Below are 18,611 nucleotides of genomic sequence, written 5' to 3'. Positions count from 1 at the left end.
TCACCCCGTTGACCGGCCATTCATAAATCAGCCCTACTGTGGTGTTCGGGCAGGGGCTTGTCTGCAGGGCATCAAACCAAAGGTCTCAGAGCAACTCAGCCGCCTCCACCAGAAAACGCACCTTGCGTTCACCGCGCCAGCTGTCGGCATCGAGTCGGAACGCCAGCTTGACGCGGGCTGGCAGTGGTTCGGTGTGGCCAAACCAGATGCCGTCGACCGGGTCGCCACGGTGTTTGAGTTTGAGTTGCAGGTGTTTTTCACCCACCAGGCGTTGCGACACCACCTCGACCTCTTCACTGAAGGTCGGTGCGGCAAAACCCTGGCCCCAGACCTCGTGGTGCAGTGCATCGACCAGGTCCACCCGGCGGTACTCGGGTTTGAGCGGGCCGTCGGTGTCGATGCGGCGCATCAGGGTGGCGGCCGAGAGCCACTCCTGCGCCACCTGGGCCAGGCCCTGTTCGAAAATTTCAAAATGTTCCTCGGCAATGGTGCAGCCTGCCGCCATCGCGTGTCCCCCAAAACGCAGCAACACACCGGGGTGGCGTTTGGCCACCAGGTCGAGCGCGTCGCGTAGGTGAAAGCCCGGGATTGAGCGGCCTGAGCCTTTGAGTTCATGCCCATGGCCAGTCGCACCACTGGGCGCAAACACAAAGGCCGGGCGGTGCAGCTTGTCCTTGAGGCGCGAGGCCACGATGCCCACCACCCCTTCGTGGAAATCGGGGTCAAACACGCAGATGGCGGGTGGTGCCTCGGCGGCCTCTTCAAACAGCGACTCGGCCACCAGCAGCGCCTGTTCGCGCATGTTGCCCTCGATCTCGCGGCGTTCGCGGTTGATGTTGTCCAGGGTCTTGGCGAGCTCCAGCGCGCGGTTGGCGTCGTCGGTGAGCAGGCATTCAATGCCCAGCGTCATGTCCGACAGGCGCCCGGCGGCGTTGATGCGTGGCCCCAGCGCAAAGCCAAAGTCAAAAGTGGTGGCGGCTGCCGCATCGCGTGAGGCTGCTGTAAAAAGTGAAGCAAGACCGGCAGGCATGGCAAGGGCTCGCACCCGTTTTAAGCCTTGGGCCACAAGGCGGCGGTTGTTGGCGTCGAGTTTCACCACATCGGCCACGGTGCCCAGCGCCACCAGCGGCAGCAGGGTGTCCAGGCGCGGGCCGGTGCCTTCCAACAGCCCGCGTGTGCGCAGCTCGGCGCGCAAAGCCAGCAGCACATAAAACATCACACCGACTCCGGCGATGGACTTGCTCTCAAAGCCGCAGCCGGGCTGGTTCGGGTTGACGATCACATCGGCGTCGGGCAGGGTGATCTGGCCATCCACACTGGCGCACAGGTGGTGGTCGGTCACCAGCACCTGCAGGCCCAGGGCGCGTGCGGTGGCGACGCCGTCAAAACTGGCAATACCGTTGTCGACCGTGATCAGCACATCGGCGCCGCTGGCCTTGACCCGTTGGGAGATCGGTGGGGTCAGGCCGTAGCCGTCCTGCACCCGATCCGGCACGATGTAGTCCACATGTTGGGCGCCCAGCAGGCGCAGACCACGGATGGCGACGGCGCAGGCGGTGGCGCCGTCGCAGTCGTAGTCGGCAACGATGCAGAGTTTTTTGTCCTGTGCCATGGCGTCGGCCAGCAGGCGCGCGGCCTCGGCTGTGCCTTGCATCGTGGTGGGGGGCAGCAGGTGGGTCAAGGCGGCGTCCAGCTCGGACGGGTCGAGCACACCCCGTGCCGCATACAACTGCGCCAGCAGCGGGTGGATGCCCGCCTTTTCCAGCGCCCAGATCTGGCGCGGTGGTGCATCCCTGACTGTGATTTTCATAGCGTACCAATGAGTTCTGACAAGGGCTTGGGGCCTAAAAAGCTTTTGAGCTTGTGCCACACCGGCTGCGGCTGGATGTGCCAGCTGCGGCTGCTGCGTTCACCACACAGGGTCAGGCGCACTGGCTGGCGCGTGGCCGTGGCCTGCAACAGTGCCTGGATCTCGTCCGCGTCCAGCGCCTGCCAGGCTTGTAGCCAGTCAGACCAGTTGTCCGCCAGGGCCGGTTCACGCAGGGTCGGGATCAACACCGGGCGCTCATTGGCCGCAGGGGGCTGATAACCCAGTGGCAAAGCGCCGCTGCCGTGGATCCAGAATGAGTTCACCGTGGGCAGGTTCATGGTGTCGCGTGCGTCGTTGACCGGGTGGGTGTAGAGCAGCATCTGCATCTCGTTTTGCAAACGGCGCAGGGTGGCGGCCTGGGGGGTGTTGTTCATCCAGTCGGCCAGATTGCGGCCCACCACCCGGTCGGGTGAGGCGGTGGCCAGCTCGGTAAACACCTCGCCCTGCGCCAGCCATCGCCCGGGCTGGTCGGCGTACAGGCGAATGCCATCTTCTTCAAAATACGGCTGCATGGCGGCCAGCAGGGCGTCCGACTGTGTGGGCGACAGCGCAGGGGGTGGCAACGGGCTCATCGCCACATGACCGGTGTTGACCTGCCAGTGGCACAGGCTGATAAACGCCCAGGCGCTGTGGGGTGCCGCGCTGTGGCAGGTCTGCTGGGCGTGCAGGGCTGCCAGGGGGATCTTGCCGTCAACCACTGGCAGGCCCATGGCCGCTGCCAGGGCGCGTTCGTGGGGCGGGGACAGGCTGCGTTCCTCGCCGATGTCGGCAGGCAGGGGGCTCAGGCGGGCCAGCAGTTTCTGCAACATCGGCAGCTGCAACTTGGCCAGGGCGTCCGCAAAACCCTGCGAAGCACTGGCGGCAAAAGGAATGATCAGGTGCATGGCGCGCATTGTCCCGGATAATCGCGCCCTGACTTGGCGGCACCCCGCCGCAACTGCCCTGACCTGATGCCTATTCCTTTTGAACTTACCCTGGGCTGGCGCTACACCCGCGCTGGCCGCGCCACCCGGCGAAACGGGTTCATTTCCTTCATCTCCGGTGTGTCCATGTTGGGCATTGCGCTGGGTGTGGCGGCGCTGATCATTGTGCTGAGTGTGATGAACGGCTTCCAGAAAGAAGTGCGCGACCGCATGCTGGCGGTGGTGTCTCACATCGAAATTTTTGCGCCCAACGGTGAGGCCCTGCCCGATGTGGCGCGCACCCTGGCCGAGGTCCGGGCCAATCCGCAAGTCGTCGGTGCTGCACCTTTTATAGCTACCCAGGCTTTGTTGGCAAGGGGTGAAGACATGAAAGGCGCCATAGTCCGGGGCATTGACCCGGCCCGTGAACCCGATGTCACCGACCTCGCGGTGGATTTGAAAGACGCTGCCCTGGCGCGCCTGGTGCCCGGTGAGTTTGGCCTGGTGCTCGGTGGTGAACTGGCCCGCTCGCTCGGTGTGCAGCCCGGTGACAAGGTCACGCTGGTGTCGCCCAGCGGCCAGGTCACACCGGCTGGTGTGGTGCCGCGCCTGAAACAGATGACGGTGGTGGGCACCTTTGACTCGGGCCACTATGAATATGACTCGACGCTGGCGCTGATGCACATCGAAGACGCCCAGCGCGTCTTTCGCCTGGAAGGTCCGACCGGCGTGCGCGTGCGCCTGAAAGACCTGCACCAGGCCCGCAGCGTGGCCGCCGAACTGGCCGGCACGATGACCGACAACCTGCTGATCCGCGACTGGACACGCCAGAACCGCACCTGGTTTGCCGCGGTGCAGCTGGAGAAACGCATGATGTTCATCATCCTGACCCTGATCGTGGCCGTGGCGGCTTTCAACCTGGTCAGCACCCTGGTGATGACGGTCACCGACAAACGCGCCGACATCGCTATCCTGCGCACGCTGGGCGCCAGCCCGGCCAGCATCATGGGCATTTTTGTGGTGCAGGGCGCGATGGTGGGGGTGATTGGCACGCTGGGTGGCCTGGCGCTGGGCCTGGCGGTGGCGTTCAACATCGATGTGATCGTGCCCGCGATTGAGCAGCTGTTACACACCACCTTTTTGCCGCGTGACGTGTATTTGATCAGCCGCATGCCGAGTGAGCCGCAGCAGGCTGACATCTTGCCGATTGCGCTGATTTCCCTGGTGCTGGCCTTTGCCGCCACCCTCTACCCAAGCTGGCGCGCCAGCCGCGTGAATCCCGCCGAGGCGCTGCGTTATGAATAGAACCCCCACGCTCGGCACTGACGTGTCCTCCCTGCCCCCCGAGGGGGCGCGTTTCGCCTTGGGGCGGCCCGGCGGCGAAACAACTGCCCCTTCAAAACTTGTGCTCAGTGCCCGTGGCCTGACCAAACGGTTTACCGAAGGTCGGCTCGATGTGACGGTGTTGCAAGGTGTCGACCTGGATGTGTCGGCGGGTGAGACGCTGGCGATTGTGGGTGCCTCGGGCTCGGGCAAAAGCACCTTGTTGCACCTGTTGGGCGGCTTGGATGCTCCCACCAGCGGCTCGGTGGCCCTGCTCGGGCAAGACCTGGCGCAGCAAACTGCGGCGCAGCAAGGCCGTTTGCGCAACCAGCATCTGGGCTTTGTTTACCAATTCCACCACCTGCTGGCCGAGTTCAGCGCCCAGGACAATGTCGCCATGCCTTTGTGGATTCGGCGCTCAGACCGGGCGCAGGCTGCGCAGATTGCCGCGAAAATGCTGGCCGATGTGGGTTTGAGCGACCGGCTGGCACACCGCCCCAGCGAGTTGTCTGGGGGGGAGCGTCAACGGGTGGCCATCGCCCGCGCCCTGGTGACCCAGCCCGCCTGTGTGCTGGCTGATGAGCCCACCGGCAACCTGGACCGCAACACCGCGCATGGCGTGTTTGACCTGATGCTGGAGCTGGCGCGCACCCAGGGCACGGCCTTTGTGGTGGTTACCCATGACGTGGCTTTGGCCGCACGCTGCAGCCGCCAACTGACCCTGGTGCAGGGTCGCCTGGCCGAGGCTGAGCTGGCGCCTGCCGGTGTGTGACGGTGGACTTCTTTACAGTTGGAGCAGCAGGTATGAACATGGAATGGCAAGAGAAATACAAGATTGGCAACGCCGATATTGACGCCTCGCAAAAGGCGCTGTTTGAGCTGTCCAGCCAGATCGCCAGTTCGGACGACTGGATGACCCTGCGGCCGATGATCGTGAGCCTGTTCAAACACATGCAAACCCAGTTTGAACTCGAAGAGGCGCTGATGGCCCAGGTCAACTTCCCTGGCGCACAGGCCCATGCCCAGGACCACCAGAATCTGCTGGCCCGCCTGCGTGACCGCAGCATGGACGTGGGCAAGGGCCACATGAACAAAAAAGCCATTGTGGGGGTGACCACCGACTGGGCACACCGCCACGTGGTCAACCAGGACGCTGAACTGGCCCATTACCTGGCTGCCTGGGCCTGATGCCAGCCCATCACACCATGCGCTGGATCGACACCCATTGCCACCTGGATGCACATGAGTTTGGGGCTGGAGCCCAGCAACAACGGGAGCTTGCTGCTACACAAGGTGTAGTGCACTGTGTGTTGCCCTCGATCTGCGTCAACAACTTCGAGGCGGTGCGCACGCTGGCCTACCGCCATCTGGACAGCTACTGCCTGGGCATCACGCCGATGAACGTGCCTTATGCCGCAGAGGACGCGCTGGAGCGCTTGACCAGCACCTTGCAGCAGCAACATGAGGACCCGCGCCTGATGGCCATCGGCGAGATCGGGCTGGACTTCTTTGTGCCCGAGTTGTGTAAAAGCCCGATGCGCGAGCGCCAGCAGGAGTTCTTTCGGGCCCAGCTCAAGCTGGCGCGCAAGTACGATTTGCCAGTGGTGGTGCATTCGCGCCGCGCGGTGGACCCGATTCTGAAAATGATGCGTGAGGTGGCCGGCCCGGGTGGCCGCTGGCGCGGTGTGGTGCACGCTTTTAACGGCAGCTTGCAGCAGGCCCAGGCCTTGATCCAGCTCGGTTTGCGTGTGGGTTTTGGCGGCGCTGTGACCTATGAGCGGGCCAAACAGCTGCGCAGCCTGGCGGTCGATTTGCCGCTGACGGCCATCGTGCTGGAAACTGACGCCCCCGACATGCCACCGCGCTGGCTTTACAAATCCGCCGAGCAGCGTGCGGCAGGTGAACCCCAGGGCATCAACTCCCCAGCCGAGTTGCCGCGCATCGGCGCTGAACTGGCCGCCTTGCGTGGCATCAGCGTGGAGGCCCTGGCCGCAGCCACCACCCAGAATGCGTTGGACGCTTTCCCGCGCCTGGCCGCGCTGCTGTCGGCAGACCGTGCGCTGGACGCGGCCCGGCACCCGACCGAGACCACATCATCATGAGTACCCCACCGTCTGAACTGAACGAGCAGCAGGCTGTTGACCACATCCTGACGCACTGCCGCACCGTGGCCGTGGTGGGCCTGTCGCCCAAAGTGCACCGTGAGAGTTACGGCGTGGCGCAGTACATGCAAAGCCAGGGCTGGCGCATCGTGCCGGTCAATCCGGTGGCGGCTGCCAGCGGGCAGACGATCCTCGGTGAAAAGGTTTACGCCACCTTGACCGACGCTGCGGCGCATGAAGCGCTGGACCTGGTCAACGTGTTTCGCAACAGCGAGGACGTGCCGCCGGTGGTGGACGAAGCCATCACGCTGGGCCTGGGCGCCATCTGGCTACAACTGGGTATTTCCCACAACGAGGCTTTGGCCCGCGCGCGTGCCGCCGGTCTGGTGACGGTGCAAAACCGCTGCCTCAAGGTGGATCACGCGCGATCGCTGTCCCGATGAGTTCAAGCCCCGACAACGCTGCCCCGCGCAGCCCACAGCAGCCGGTGTCCAAACCGCGCACCCGCTTGGCCACACCGGACAAAGAGGCCATTGCGTTGCTGCCCGAGTTTGAGCGGCTGGGTCTGGACCGGATCACGCTGGTGAGCACCGGTGAGCAGGCGCGTGCCGCCGCTGCCGCACTGGCCAAGGCCCCGGCCTGGGGTTTTGATACCGAGTCCAAACCCACCTTCCGGGTCGGTGAAATGTCCGATGGGCCCCACATCCTGCAGCTCTCCACCCGCGAGCGCGCCTGGGTGTTCCAGTTACATGATCCGGCCTGCCGCGCTGTTGCAGCCGAGTTGTTGGCGCTGCCTGGTTTCGTCAAGGCTGGTTTTGGCCTGGGGGATGACCGCAAACGCATCATCGCCAAGCTCGGTGTGCAACCCATGGGGGTGCTGGAGCTCAACAGCGTGTTCCTGGAGCGCGGTTACCGCAAAGACATGGGTGTCAAAGGCGCGGTGGCGGTGCTGTTTAACCAGCGCTTCATCAAGTCCAAAAAAGCCGCCACCAGCAACTGGGCCAACCCGCGCCTGAGCGAAGCCCAGCTGGTCTATGCCGCCAACGACGCGTATGCGGCGATCCGGGTGTATGAGGCGCTGGCTTTGGCGTGACCGGCTGAGCACGCAAGCCAGACCTCTCTGCTCTGGCACTCTCGATTGATCGTGTTTTTGGCCTGTAGCCCTTTTGGTGAAAGGGCTGTCAGCTATTTTGTTGGTAGCATTTCTTGGCTGTTGAGGTGTTGGCAGACCATCGCCCCAGCTTCTTCTCTGTCAAGGCGGCCACCAGCGAGGGGCCATACAAAATCATGGCCAGCGCAGCGGCAATCAAGGGCAGGGCGGCAAACACCCAGCCGGTCAACACCTCATGCCCAAAACCCGCACCTACCAGCAGCGCCACCGCCGGGTTCACAAATGAATAACTGCCAGCCACTGCGGCGCTGGTGTTTTTCAACAACCACAGATAAGCGTTGAGCGCAATCAGTGTGCCAAACACCAGCAAATAGGCCCAGGCCAACCAGCCGGTGCTGGTGACCTTGGCCAAGCTGTCGTGCGGCTCCAGCCAGCTGGACAACAACAAACCCATGGCCCCACCTGCCAACCACTCCGACGAGGCGGCCATGGCGGGACTGGGCAAATCCAGCCGACGCGAGGCGTAGGAACCCATGCTCCAGCATAGAGGCGCAGCAAAAGCGGCCAGCGCCCCCAACCAGTTGGCAGAAAAGTCACCTTCGAGTGACAACAGGGCCGCACCCGCCACACCCAGCGCCAGCCCGATCCAGCTGGTGTAGGGGACTTTTTCACCACCCCAGCGGGTCCACAAGGCCAGCCACATCGGCATGGTGGTGATCACGGTGGCCATCAGCCCGGAGCCGATGCCGTTTTTTTGGGCAAACACCACCAGGTTCATCGCACCAAACACCATCAGCCCACCGACCAGCGCCGCATTGCGCCACTGCCGGGCGGTGGGCAGCTTCTCGCCGTGCCACAGCCCCCAGGCCAGCATCACCACCCCAGCCAACACAAAACGGGCCCCATTCATCCAGATGGCGGGCATGCTTTTCAACGCGATGGCCGTGGCAAAGTAGGTGGTGCCCCAAACGATGTAAACCAGCAACAAAGCCGTCAGCAGCGCCCAAAAAGGCGGTTGGCGCAAGGATGTGTGTAAGTTGGTAGGCATATCGTCGAGAGGGCCGTAAAATTTTCGGCAATTGAAACAATTTTGTAGATATTACACAAAAATAACCATCATGCAAACAAATGTTCAGATTGACGCGATTGATGCAGGAATTATTACGGCCCTTGGGGAGGATGGCCGACGTTCTTACGCTGACGTGGGGGCTGATGTTGGCTTGTCCACCGCGGCGGTGCACGAGCGGGTGAAGAAGATGCTGGAGCGAGGCGTGATCCGACGCTTCTCCATCAGTGTGGACCCAGAGAGTGTGGGTTTGAGTTTTACCGCCTTTGTGGCCATTCGCAACGACGGGGGTGTCCACTGCCGCGAAGTGGCACCACGCTTGCGCGAAATAGCGGCGGTGCAAGAGTTGCACAGTGTGGCCGGTGAGTATGACTTTTTGGCCAAAATCCGCACCAGTCAGGCCCGCGAGCTCGAAGCCGTGCTCTACCAGATCAAGGCCATCCCCGGGGTCGCCCGCACCACCAGCACCGTGGTGCTGAACACCGAGTTTGAAGACCAGCCGCTGCGACCGCCGGTGTGAGCTGAACCGTGCTTGAAGGGCCTGCGTCTGGCGTCTCAGGGACGGGCTGAGCGCTTGGTTTTGCCACGACCCGGCTGCTCTTTGGCTGCCCTTAGAATTTCTCCCAAAAGGGAGGACGCCAATTGAGCACATCACAAGCGCCGGTCTGGTCGGCCAAAGACGCAGCGAACCTGTCACACACCATCGTCCACAACGTCGAGCAAGTCTTACAAGGCAAACACCTGCAGGTGGAGCAGGCCCTGGCTGCTGTCATGGCGGGTGGTCATGTGTTGATCGAAGACGTGCCCGGCCTCGGCAAAACCATGCTGGCGCGGGCGTTGGCGGTGTCGGTTGGGCTGTCGTTCAAACGCATCCAGTTCACCGCCGACTTGATGCCCTCGGACATTGTGGGCGGCCCGGTCTACAACCCCAAAGATGGCAGTTTTGTGCTGCGCCCGGGGCCGGTGTTTGCCAACATCGTGCTCGCTGATGAAATCAACCGCGCCAACCCACGCGCCCAGTCGGCGCTGCTGGAATGTATGGAAGAGGGCCAGATCACGCTGGACGGCCAGACGGTGGCACTGCCGGCGCCGTTCACCGTGTTGGCCACCCAGAACCCGATTGACATGGCGGGCACCTACCCGCTGCCCGAGGCGCAGCTGGACCGTTTTTTGATCCGCCTGTCACTCGGTTACCCCGATGCCGAGACCGAGGCCGGGCTGATCACCAGTCAGCAGTTTTCGCACCCGATCACCCGTTTGCAGCCGGTGTGTGCTGTGGGGGACTTTGCCCGGCTGGTGGCTTGTGCGCACGATGTCACCGTTACCCCCGAAATTGCCCGTTTCATGACGGCCATTGTGGCCGCCACCCGCAGCCACCCAGCCATCCGTTTTGGTGCCAGCCCGCGTGGCACGCTGGGGCTGGCACGGATGGCGCGGGCGCTGAGCTGCCTGCGGGGGCGCTCTTATGTTGACCCGGCGGTGGTGCGTGAGGTGGCGGTGCCGGTGCTGGCGCACCGCATCATTCTGCAGAACCAGGGCAGCACCCCGAAGTCGGCAGAGGCTGTGATTCAAGACATTTTGTTGTCCCAACGCACCCCGCAGTAGGCCTGCGTCATGGAAAGCTGGCTCAGCAAGTCGCGCGTGTTGCTGGCGCTGTGTGCGGTGCTGCTGATGGCCGCCATCAACCGCCACGACCCGATGGTCTACGCCATGTTCCTGTTTCTGGTGGTGGTGACGGTGCTGGGTTTTGGCTTGCCCTGGTTGTCGCTGCGTGGCACCACGGTGCGCCTGTCCGCCAAGGCCAACACCGAGGTCACCGAGGGCGAGGTTTGTCCACTGGACCTGGTCCTGGCGCGCAGCACACCCTGGCCGGCGTTTATGGTGATGGTAGAGACCGAGTGGGTCTGGGCCTCACAACGTGTGGTGCTGAGCCAGACGGTGCCGGTGCTGCGCTCCGGGCATCTGCCGGACCTGGGCGGTCTGTTGCGCTTTCCCTGCCGTGGCTTGTACCAGTTGAACGCCGTGCGGCTGTCCAGCGGGTTCCCTTTGGGCCTGGTGTCTGCCCGGCACGGCCTGCAGCGGCCCGAGATCACGCGATATGTGTTGCCCCAGCCACAGCCGGTGCACTGGCCGCTGCCCTGGGACGTCACCGACGACCCGCAGGGTGAATTGAGCACCCGGCGTTTGGGCCAGTCGTTTGAGCTGGGCATGCTGCGCCCCTACCAGCAGGGTGAACCGGTGGGTCGGGTGAGCTGGCGCGCCTCGGCGCGTGTGGGTGAGCTGGTGATCCAGCACTTTCAGCAAAGTGGCTCAATCCGGCTGCGGCTGCTGGTCCAGGCGCCGCGCGCCCCGGCGCTGGGGGAACCCGATAGCGCCGGTGAACAAAGCATGCGCCTGGCGGCCGGGGTGGGTGAGGCCGCCTTGAACAACGGTGCACAGCTGTTCTTGTACCTCGACACCCAGCCAACACCGCTGCGTGACGGCCTGCGCCTGCGTCGCGCCTTGGCCGAGGCCTTGCCCACAGACACCAGCCTGAGCCAGGCCGTGGTCCGGCTGGCACAGGACACTGCACCCGGAGAACAGGTGGCTGTGGTGGTGAGTGGCAGCCAGGCCGCACCGGAACTGCTGGCCGCACTGACCGTGTTGGCCAACCAGGCTTGCCGGGTGCTGGCCTGTATCGCGGTCGGGCGCCGGGCGCCAGCGCAGGAGCTGCAGCAGGCCCGCCAGCTGGCCCACACGCTGAACCAGGCCGGTTTTGCCACGCTGCTGGAGCTGCCATGAGCCGCCTCCCAACCCGAGGCCGTGTGGTGTTGCCTGAGGCCGAGCCCCGGCTCAACAGCCGCACGGTGGTGGCGCTGACGGGCTTGAGTTACCTGTTTGTGGGGCTGGGTTTTTCGTACCTGGATCGGCGTTATGGCCACTTTGCGCTCGAAGGCACGTTGTGGCTGATCTGGGCGCTGCTGGGTTTTGGAGCGGGCACCCTCAACGCTTTGCGTTCGCCACAGGCCGGGCGCGGCTTGTGGCTGCTGATGGGTGCGGTGGGGGGTGTGTTGGCGCTGTTTCCGGGTTTTCTGATGTTCAACCTGCTGCGCTGGACCGGTCTGACACTGATGATCGTCATGGGGGCGCGGGCGGTGTTGATGCGCACCCGGCGTGATTTTTACCTGACGTTGATGGTCATTTTTGTGGTCAGCTTCCTGGTTGGCACCCATGGCAACGCCGACTGGACGCTGTGGTTTTATCTGGGGCCCGCCTGGGTGTTGGGTGGCCTGGCGTTGGCTTGGGAGCACGCGGCGGGTGTCAAGTTGTCGCGCTGGGTCAAGGGGGGGATGACGCTGGTTTTTATGGCGGTGGCGCTGCTGCTGACGGTGGGCTTGTTTTTCTTTGCACCCCGCCCGACGGTGCTGGGTTTTGGTTTTTTGCCACCGGGTACCGACACCCCGGGCCGGTTCACGCAACCGGCGGGTCCCGGGGATGGCTTATCCACCCTAGGCCAGGGTGGCAGCGGTGGTCAGGGGCCAGGGCAGGGCGGTGTTTCAGGTGGGGCTTTGGGCGATACGGGTAGTCCCTGGGACGTCCTATTGCAGGACATGCGCCGCGCCTTGTCCGACGGTTTTATCCCCGATTGGCAGCGCGGCTTGATGCAGAAGCTGCTGGATGCAGCGCAGTCCCTGCGTGATGGGTTGAGCGGGTCGTTCACGATGCAGGCTGAGATGGTGCCCTTGTTCAGCATCAACTTGTGGCACCTGCTGGCTTGGGTGCTGGCCGCCTTGTTGATCACCTACCTGCTGTGGCGATGGCGCTGGCGTGTCGGTTTGGTGGCAACACTGGGCTGCGCCTGGTTGCTGGCGCATCTGTACCCGCTGGCGTCAATGTGGCTGTCGGCACGTGCTTTGCGCTGGTGTTTACAGGCCCATGGCCACCCCAGGCAGCCGGGCCAGTCGGTGCGTGAGCATTGGCTGACCGCGCCCGGCTTGGCACCGCTGGCACGGCGCTGGCTGGGGGCCGCTGCCGACAACTACGGCGAAGTGCGTTTTGGCGGGCTGCCCGCCACCCCGCAGCGGGCACTGGCCTTGCGCGAAACTGTGCAAGGGGTGTGTGACATCCTCACCGGGGCAGCACCCGAACTGGCTCGGTAAAAATGGATGAAATTGGCCTCTAGCCCTTTTGATAAAAGGGCCAGGTGCTATCAAAATCACTGACTTTTGGGTTTGCCACGGCGCCAGAACAGGCCCAGCAGCGGTTTGACACTGATGCCGTGCAGCAGGATCGACATCGTCACCACAATCAGGGTGAACTGGATCAGTTGCAGGGCCAGGTCTTGCGGCAGGCCATGCTGGATGGCGTACATCAGGTAATACAAGGAGCCGACCCCACGCACCCCAAACCAGGCCGCGAGACCCTGAATGCGCCACGGTGTGCCGCTGCCCGCCAGGCCCACAAAGACACTGAGCGGGCGCGCCACCAGAAACAAAAACAGCGACAGGCCCACCGCCGCCCAGGTCCAGGAGTTGAGGTACAGCGTACCACCCACCAGGATCACCAGCAGCATCTCGGACAGGCGCTCCAGATGTTCCTTGAACACCAGCGAGCCTTCACTCACGGTGGGCAGTGGCGTGGTGGTGTGAGCGGCAGGCACTGAGCTGGCGAGTTTTTGTTCGGTCTGGCGCAGTGCCACCGCAGCAAAAAACACCGCCAGAAAACCCCAGGCGTCGACCATCACACACAGGCCGTAGACCACAGCAATCAGCCCCAGACCCAGAAAGTCGTCCATCAGTTGGTGCTGGTGGGGTGCTCGGCGTAATTTCCAGCCCATTCGGGCCAGGGCCACACCGGCGGCCACACCAATGGCCACCGCGCTGAGCGTGGCCCAGAGCACCTCCACCAACCACCAGCGTGTGAGGTGCTCGCCGCCCAGGTCATGCAGCCCGAGCAGGCCCAGGCCCAGCATCACAAACGGGAAAGCGCTGCCGTCGTTCATGCCGGCCTCGCTGGTCAGGGTGAAACGCAGCAGGTCGCGGTCACCCGGGTGGCGCACCTGCACATCGGTGGCCAGCACCGGGTCGGTGGGCGCCACGATGGCACCCAGCAAGACGCCGGCGCCCAGTGGCAAATCCAGCAGGTAATAACAAAAGGCCGCCACCAGCCCCACGCTGATGCCCATGGAGGCCGTGGCCAACAGGATCGGTGTGCGCCAGCGTGGCAGGTTAAAGGGCACCGGCATCTTGACACCGGCCGAGAACAGCGAAATCAGCACCGCGACTTCGGTCAAGGTCTCGAGCAAGGCTGATTCTTGGAGGGGATTGAAGTGGAACAGGTGGAGCGCACTTGGCCCCACCAGCAAACCAAAGACCAGATACAGAATGGACGAGGTCACCGGCGAGCGCTGCAGCAGCGTGGCGGTCAAACCCCGTACCAGGAGCAAGGCCCCGATCAACACAAACCAGTGCTGACTAGCCATCAGATGAGCCCAAGTACATGGGCATCAGTGTAGTCACCCCCGGGGCCTGATCCACCCCGTTGGTCCATGAAATTGGCTTATTTGACTTCGGTGACGAACTGTTCACGCGGGCGGCGCACCTTTTTCAGGTTCACCAGCCAGTCCTGGTCGGCCTGGCGGTAACCCAGCGGCACAATCGCCACGCTGCGCAGGCCACGGGCTTTGAGGTCCAGGATCTTGTCCAGCGCGTCCGGGTCGAAGCCTTCCATCGGGGTGGCGTCCACCTCTTCAAAGGCGGCGGCAATCAGCGCTGCACCCAGGGCAATGTAGGCCTGACGCGCGGCGTGTTCAAAGTTGACCTGCGCGTCACGCGGTGGGTAGGCGGCCAGCAGTTTCTGGCGATAGGCTTCCCAGCCGGGGTTGGTGCCACCACGCTGGGCGTTGGTCAGGTCAAACATGGCGTTGATGCGCTCAGGCGTGTAGTTGTCCCAGGCGGCAAACACCAGCAGGTGCGAGCCGTCGGTGATCTGGCCTTGGTTCCAGGCAATCGGTTTGATCTGCTCACGCACCGCTTGGCTGGTGACCACAATCAGCTCAAACGGCTGCAGGCCGCTGGAGGTGGGGGCCAGGCGGGCGGCTTCCACAATGCGGTCCACCTTGTCCTGGGGCACGGCCTTGGCTGGGTTCATTTTTTTGGCGGCGTAGCGCCATTCGAGCTTGTCGAGCAGTTCAGACATGGGGGGCTTTCATCAGGGGTAAACAACGATGCCGCTGGCAGCGGCATCGGATTTAACTGGGGGCGCCTTGCGTTTTCGCAAGGGCGGTGTCTCAGTGGGTGACAAAGGTGTAGGTCACCTCTTCGGTCTCGACCATGTCGAGGATGTCATTGAGCACCGCTTCGTCTTCGGTGCTGGTCCAGGTTTCTTCCGGGTCGCTGGCAAACAGGGGCTCGATGGCCAGGTCCAGAAACTGCTGGTTGGGCAGCTGGACGACGTGGCCGCCGTTGGAGGTTTCCACCAGTTCCCAGTCGTCAGGAACCGACATTTCCAACTGGATGGTGACATGGAGCTTTTTCATAAGGGCCTTTGTGGGTGAGAAACCAGCGAGCTTAGCCGAGTTGTGTGATCTCACCCGTCTGGCATACCCGATCAGCCAGGCACACGTTGCCACACCAGCAGCAGGTTGTTGGCCGGCATGGGGTGGCGCTGTTGCAGTTGCAGACCCGCTTTCGCGGCCTCTAGCGCCACGTCTTCACACCAGCGCACACCCCAGGCCGGGTTGCGCTGGCGCAGGCTGGCATCAAAGTCCAGGTTGCTCTGGGTGGTGGGCACGGCCTTTTCAAAATACGGGCCGTAGGTGATCAACCGGCCCTGCGGTGCCAGATGCCGCGCCGCGCCACGCATCAGCCCGGCGCAGGCTTCCCAGGATGCAATGTGCAGCATGTTGGCGCAAAAAATCAGGTCAAAGCAGGGCAACTCGCGGGTGGTCGGATCGACTGGCAGCCAGGTTGCAGCGCAAACATCCAGCACCAACGGCGTTTGCACATTGGACACACCCGCCTGCGTGACATGGTGCTGGATGCTGGCAAACCCCTGGGGTTGTTGATCGCTGGGCTGCCAGGTCCAGCCCGGCAGGTGCCTTGCAAACCAGGCTGCATGTTGGCCGGTGCCCGAGGCCACCTCCAGCGCCGCACCCTGTGCGGGCAACACGGCCAGCAACTTGTCCAGGATCGGGTGTTTGTTCTGCTCGGCAGACGGGCTGAAGTCGGGTGGCGGCATGGCAGGGATCCAGAGCTGAGAATCCACGAATGATATCGGGCTCCAACCCTTTTCTCGTCAGGGCTAATAGCTATCAAAAATGAAGAGTCTGACTCACTTCTTGGCCAGCGTGATGCGTTTTTGGCGCACGTATTCGTTGAACTGTGTCAGCGGCATCGCGGTCAGGCCAGCGGCGCCGTTGTCTTCGGTCCAGCTCAGGGTGGCGCTGTTGGCGGCAGACAGGTCGACCTCGACTGGACCCAGCGGAATCACCAGCGGCACCCCGTCACCGGGGCGGTAGGTCACATGGTCGTTGATGGTGGCGCGTTGGGTCATGGGTGGGCTCCTCAAAAAACGCATTACATGTCGCCAGGGCCAAGCCGTCTGTTAACCAGCGCACCGGCCAGATAATGGTGCTCTCATTTTTAAAGCGGCCCAGTTCGGGCAAGTTGTCCATGCCTTCATCTCCCTTTTATCCCATTGGCACCCCGGGCCAGCCCTGGGGCGCCGCAGAGTTGGCCCAGTGGCGCGCACGCCAGGTACGCCAGCGCAGTTATGTTGACGATGTGTTGGCCGCCATTGAGCAACTGCGCGAGTCTTTTGACGTGGCAAGTTACGGCGAGGTGGTCTATGGCGACGAGCACTTTCCGCTGATGGCCATCCGCAGCCGCCACTGGCAGCCGGGCCTGCCCGGTGTGTTGGTGACTGGCGGCGTGCATGGTTATGAGACCAGCGGTGTCCATGGCGCGCTGCGTGTTTTGCAGGACCTGGCGCCCGCTTATGCAGGCCGGGTCAACCTGCTGGTGGCGCCCTGTGTCAGCCCCTGGGCCTATGAACGTGTCCAGCGCTGGAACTTTGACGCCATCGACCCCAACCGGTCCTTCCGTGCGACCAGCCCGGCGCAGGAGTCGGCCGCGCTGATGGCTTTGGTTGCACCGCTGCGTGGCCAGTTGGTGGCCCACATCGACCTGCACGAAACCACCGACAGCGACGAGTCCGAATTCCGCCCGGCGGTGGCGGCACGTGACGGCAAAGCTTTTGAGCCCAGCACCATCCCCGACGGTTTTTACCTGGTGGACGACAGCGCCAACCCGCAACCGGCCTTCCAGCAGGCCATCATCGAAGCCGTGGAGAAAGTGACCCACATTGCCCCGGCTGATGTCCACGGCGGCATCATCGGCTCACCGCTGGTGGCACACGGTGTGATCCACTACGCGATGAAAGATCTGGGCCTGTGCGCGGGCATCAGCGGCGCCAAGTACACCAGCACCACCGAGGTATACCCCGACAGCGCCCGCGCCACCCCCGAACAATGTATCGCCGCGCAGGTGGCGGCGGTGGGTGCGGTGCTGGAATTTGTGAGTGAAATTGGCCGCTAGCCCTTTTGAATAAAGGGCTGATTGCTCCAAAAGTTAGAGCGTTCTGCGCGACAAGACGGCGCGTAGAACGGCTGTATATCTGGGGGGCATCGATCAGATTCGAGAGGCTTCGGTGTCCATCAGCGCCACATGTTGCAGCAGCAAGATCGTTTTGCCGTCCTGGATTTGGCCGCTGCGGATGGCGTCCAGGGCTTCGGCCAGCGGCATCTCGATGACCTCGATGTCTTCCCCTTCATCGGCCTTGCCACCACCAGCATGGAGACGGTCTTCGGCCCGGTAGTCGGCCACAAAAAAGTGCAGCTTTTCGGTCACTGACCCGGGGCTCATGTAGGCCTCGAACACCTTGCGCGGTGCGCGGATCTGGTAGCCGGTTTCTTCCTCGGCCTCGCGGCGGATGCAGGTTTCCGGGTCGTCGCCGTCCAGTAACCCGGCGCAGGCCTCGATCAGGTAACCATCGGCGTTGCCATTGATCAAGGTGGGCAAACGGAACTGCCGGGTCAGCACCACCGTGCTTCTGCGCGGGTCAAACAACAGCAAGGCCGCGCCGTTGCCCCGGTCATAGGCTTCGCGGCTTTGGCGCTGCCAATGCCCATCGCGGCGGCGCAACTCAAACGTGATCTTGCGCAACACATACCAATCCTTGGACAAGACTTGAGCATCCAGCAGCCGCACGTGCGCCGCGTTGATGTGGATGGGGGCGGGTTCTCTGCTTATGGACATGGTGACTCCAAAAAGTTAAACGTGCAATATCGTGCATTATTGCGTAAAATCGTGCATACACGTTTTGACCCAACACGCGGCCCACCCAGATGCTCACCACCCAACGCAAACAACTCATCCTCAGCCGCCTCACACGCGACGGCCAGTTTGTCGCCAAAACCTTCAGTGAAGAGCTGGGCATTTCAGAGGACACGGTGCGGCGCGATTTGCGTGAACTGGCTGCTGAGGGCCTGCTGCAGCGTGTGCATGGTGGCGCGCTGCCTGCCTCGGCGGCGGTGGGCGACATGCGGGTGCGCGCGCAACTCGCCCCCGATGACAAACGCCTGTTGGGTCGGGCCGGGGCTGCACTGGTTCAGGCCGGGCAGGTGGTGTTTCTGGACGGCGGCACCACGTCCTTGCAGGTGGTGCAGCATCTGCCGCTTGACTTGTCTGCCACTGTGGTCACCCACAGCCCGACCGTGGCGGTGGCGCTGAGTGAGCATCTGAATATTGAGGTGCTGTTGCTGGGTGGCCGCCTGTTTCGCCACTCGATGGTGGCCGTGGGCGCCAGCGTGATCGAAGCCATCACCCGTGTGCGCGCCGACCTGTACCTGATGGGCGTGACCGGTGTGCACGCCGAGGCGGGCTTAACCACCGGCGACTTTGAAGAGGCGGCTGTGAAACGTGCTTTGCACGAACGTGCCGCCGAAACCGTGGTGCTGGCCACCCTCGACAAACTCGGCGCCGCGTCTGCCTTTACCGTGGCACCGCTCAACGCCCTGGCGACACTGGTGGTGCCAGCAAACATTCCTGACCGTGTGTCTGACAGCCTGCAGAGCACCGGGGTGAAGCTGGTGCTGGCGCAGTGATTTGGCTTGCTTGGTGTGGTGTTTGTAAGCTAAATTGGCCTTTAGCCCTTATTCAATAAGGGCTTGTAGCTATTAAATCAGGATTTTTGTGCA

Annotated in this window: 21 protein-coding genes; 12 read left to right on the top strand and 9 right to left on the bottom strand. The window is 63.2% G+C overall.

What is annotated here, in order from left to right; all coding sequences use genetic code 11:
• Positions 1–85: 85 nt before the first annotated feature.
• Positions 86–1,810: a single-stranded-DNA-specific exonuclease RecJ gene (gene recJ, locus RF819_RS16820; protein WP_078366039.1), complete on the bottom strand. Its 1,725-nt coding sequence runs from the start codon at positions 1,808–1,810 to the stop codon at positions 86–88.
• Positions 1,807–2,754: a phosphoglycerate mutase gene (locus tag RF819_RS16815; RefSeq protein ID WP_242473271.1), complete on the bottom strand. Its 948-nt coding sequence runs from the start codon at positions 2,752–2,754 to the stop codon at positions 1,807–1,809. The genes recJ and RF819_RS16815 overlap by 4 nt, the downstream gene beginning before the upstream one ends.
• Positions 2,755–2,820: 66 nt before the next feature.
• On the opposite strand from RF819_RS16815, the gene RF819_RS16810 reads away from it, so the two are divergent.
• From RF819_RS16810 to RF819_RS16785, 6 genes are read left to right on the top strand one after another with little or no spacing between them, the layout of a single operon-like run.
• The gene (locus RF819_RS16810; protein WP_078367015.1) at positions 2,821–4,077 is read left to right on the top strand and encodes a lipoprotein-releasing ABC transporter permease subunit; all 1,257 of its coding nucleotides are present in this window, start codon (positions 2,821–2,823) and stop codon (positions 4,075–4,077) included.
• The gene (gene lolD, locus RF819_RS16805) at positions 4,070–4,867 is read left to right on the top strand and encodes a lipoprotein-releasing ABC transporter ATP-binding protein LolD (protein ID WP_078366037.1); all 798 of its coding nucleotides are present in this window, start codon (positions 4,070–4,072) and stop codon (positions 4,865–4,867) included. Before RF819_RS16810 ends, lolD begins: the two co-directional genes overlap by 8 nt.
• Positions 4,868–4,899: 32 nt before the next feature.
• A complete protein-coding gene (locus RF819_RS16800; protein ID WP_078366036.1) occupies positions 4,900–5,283 on the top strand; it encodes a bacteriohemerythrin in 384 nt (127 codons plus the stop codon).
• On the top strand, positions 5,283–6,197 hold the full coding sequence (locus tag RF819_RS16795; RefSeq protein WP_078366035.1) for a TatD family hydrolase: 915 nt from the start codon (positions 5,283–5,285) through the stop codon (positions 6,195–6,197). Before RF819_RS16800 ends, RF819_RS16795 begins: the two co-directional genes overlap by 1 nt.
• Positions 6,194–6,640 carry a CoA-binding protein gene (locus tag RF819_RS16790; RefSeq protein WP_078366034.1) on the top strand — a complete coding sequence of 149 codons (447 nt, stop codon included), beginning with the start codon at positions 6,194–6,196 and terminating at the stop codon, positions 6,638–6,640. The genes RF819_RS16795 and RF819_RS16790 overlap by 4 nt, the downstream gene beginning before the upstream one ends.
• Positions 6,637–7,290 (top strand): 3'-5' exonuclease, encoded by a 654-nt coding sequence (locus tag RF819_RS16785; protein ID WP_078366033.1) that lies wholly within the window; start codon positions 6,637–6,639, stop codon positions 7,288–7,290. Before RF819_RS16790 ends, RF819_RS16785 begins: the two co-directional genes overlap by 4 nt.
• An 88-nt stretch (positions 7,291–7,378) precedes the next feature.
• Here RF819_RS16785 and RF819_RS16780 read toward each other — a convergent pair whose 3' ends face one another.
• A complete protein-coding gene (locus tag RF819_RS16780) occupies positions 7,379–8,356 on the bottom strand; it encodes an EamA family transporter (protein WP_078366032.1) in 978 nt (325 codons plus the stop codon).
• 70 nt (positions 8,357–8,426) lie between these two features.
• On the opposite strand from RF819_RS16780, the gene RF819_RS16775 reads away from it, so the two are divergent.
• From RF819_RS16775 to RF819_RS16760, 4 genes are all read left to right on the top strand, one after another.
• Positions 8,427–8,894 carry an Lrp/AsnC family transcriptional regulator gene (locus RF819_RS16775; RefSeq protein ID WP_207160808.1) on the top strand — a complete coding sequence of 156 codons (468 nt, stop codon included), beginning with the start codon at positions 8,427–8,429 and terminating at the stop codon, positions 8,892–8,894.
• Positions 8,895–9,016: 122 nt separating this feature from the next.
• Positions 9,017–9,979 carry an AAA family ATPase gene (locus RF819_RS16770; RefSeq protein ID WP_200224433.1) on the top strand — a complete coding sequence of 321 codons (963 nt, stop codon included), beginning with the start codon at positions 9,017–9,019 and terminating at the stop codon, positions 9,977–9,979.
• A 9-nt stretch (positions 9,980–9,988) separates the two neighbouring features.
• Positions 9,989–11,155, top strand: coding sequence for a DUF58 domain-containing protein (locus tag RF819_RS16765; RefSeq protein WP_078366031.1), 1,167 nt, complete (start codon positions 9,989–9,991; stop codon positions 11,153–11,155).
• A complete protein-coding gene (locus RF819_RS16760; RefSeq protein WP_078366030.1) occupies positions 11,152–12,513 on the top strand; it encodes a DUF4129 domain-containing protein in 1,362 nt (453 codons plus the stop codon). The genes RF819_RS16765 and RF819_RS16760 overlap by 4 nt, the downstream gene beginning before the upstream one ends.
• Before the next feature lie 56 nt (positions 12,514–12,569).
• Here the strand turns inward: RF819_RS16760 and RF819_RS16755 are convergent, their stop codons facing one another.
• From RF819_RS16755 to RF819_RS16735, 5 genes are all read right to left on the bottom strand, one after another.
• Entirely contained in the window at positions 12,570–13,835 is a 1,266-nt protein-coding gene (locus tag RF819_RS16755) for a cation:proton antiporter (protein ID WP_078366029.1), read from the bottom strand.
• A 77-nt stretch (positions 13,836–13,912) separates the two neighbouring features.
• The gene (locus tag RF819_RS16750; RefSeq protein ID WP_078366028.1) at positions 13,913–14,551 is read right to left on the bottom strand and encodes a nitroreductase family protein; all 639 of its coding nucleotides are present in this window, start codon (positions 14,549–14,551) and stop codon (positions 13,913–13,915) included.
• A 91-nt stretch (positions 14,552–14,642) separates the two neighbouring features.
• The gene (locus RF819_RS16745; protein ID WP_078366027.1) at positions 14,643–14,891 is read right to left on the bottom strand and encodes a hypothetical protein; all 249 of its coding nucleotides are present in this window, start codon (positions 14,889–14,891) and stop codon (positions 14,643–14,645) included.
• 71 nt (positions 14,892–14,962) lie between these two features.
• Positions 14,963–15,592 (bottom strand): DUF938 domain-containing protein, encoded by a 630-nt coding sequence (locus RF819_RS16740; RefSeq protein ID WP_078366026.1) that lies wholly within the window; start codon positions 15,590–15,592, stop codon positions 14,963–14,965.
• 93 nt (positions 15,593–15,685) lie between these two features.
• Positions 15,686–15,907: a hypothetical protein gene (locus RF819_RS16735; RefSeq protein WP_078366025.1), complete on the bottom strand. Its 222-nt coding sequence runs from the start codon at positions 15,905–15,907 to the stop codon at positions 15,686–15,688.
• A 119-nt stretch (positions 15,908–16,026) separates the two neighbouring features.
• On the opposite strand from RF819_RS16735, the gene RF819_RS16730 reads away from it, so the two are divergent.
• Positions 16,027–16,950 (top strand): M14 family metallopeptidase, encoded by a 924-nt coding sequence (locus RF819_RS16730; RefSeq protein WP_078366024.1) that lies wholly within the window; start codon positions 16,027–16,029, stop codon positions 16,948–16,950.
• A 93-nt stretch (positions 16,951–17,043) separates the two neighbouring features.
• Here the strand turns inward: RF819_RS16730 and nudK are convergent, their stop codons facing one another.
• Positions 17,044–17,670 carry a GDP-mannose pyrophosphatase NudK gene (gene nudK / locus RF819_RS16725; RefSeq protein WP_078366023.1) on the bottom strand — a complete coding sequence of 209 codons (627 nt, stop codon included), beginning with the start codon at positions 17,668–17,670 and terminating at the stop codon, positions 17,044–17,046.
• Positions 17,671–17,759: 89 nt separating this feature from the next.
• On the opposite strand from nudK, the gene RF819_RS16720 reads away from it, so the two are divergent.
• On the top strand, positions 17,760–18,518 hold the full coding sequence (locus tag RF819_RS16720; RefSeq protein WP_078366022.1) for a DeoR/GlpR family DNA-binding transcription regulator: 759 nt from the start codon (positions 17,760–17,762) through the stop codon (positions 18,516–18,518).
• Positions 18,519–18,611: the final 93 nt, after the last annotated feature.

Origin of the sequence: Rhodoferax fermentans, assembly GCF_002017865.1 — a bacterium.
In the GTDB taxonomy this organism is placed as follows: Bacteria; Pseudomonadota; Gammaproteobacteria; order Burkholderiales; family Burkholderiaceae_C; genus Rhodoferax; species Rhodoferax fermentans.
The sequence above is the reverse complement of the archived record's forward strand: the minus strand, read 5'-3'. Positions and strand labels throughout refer to the sequence as shown.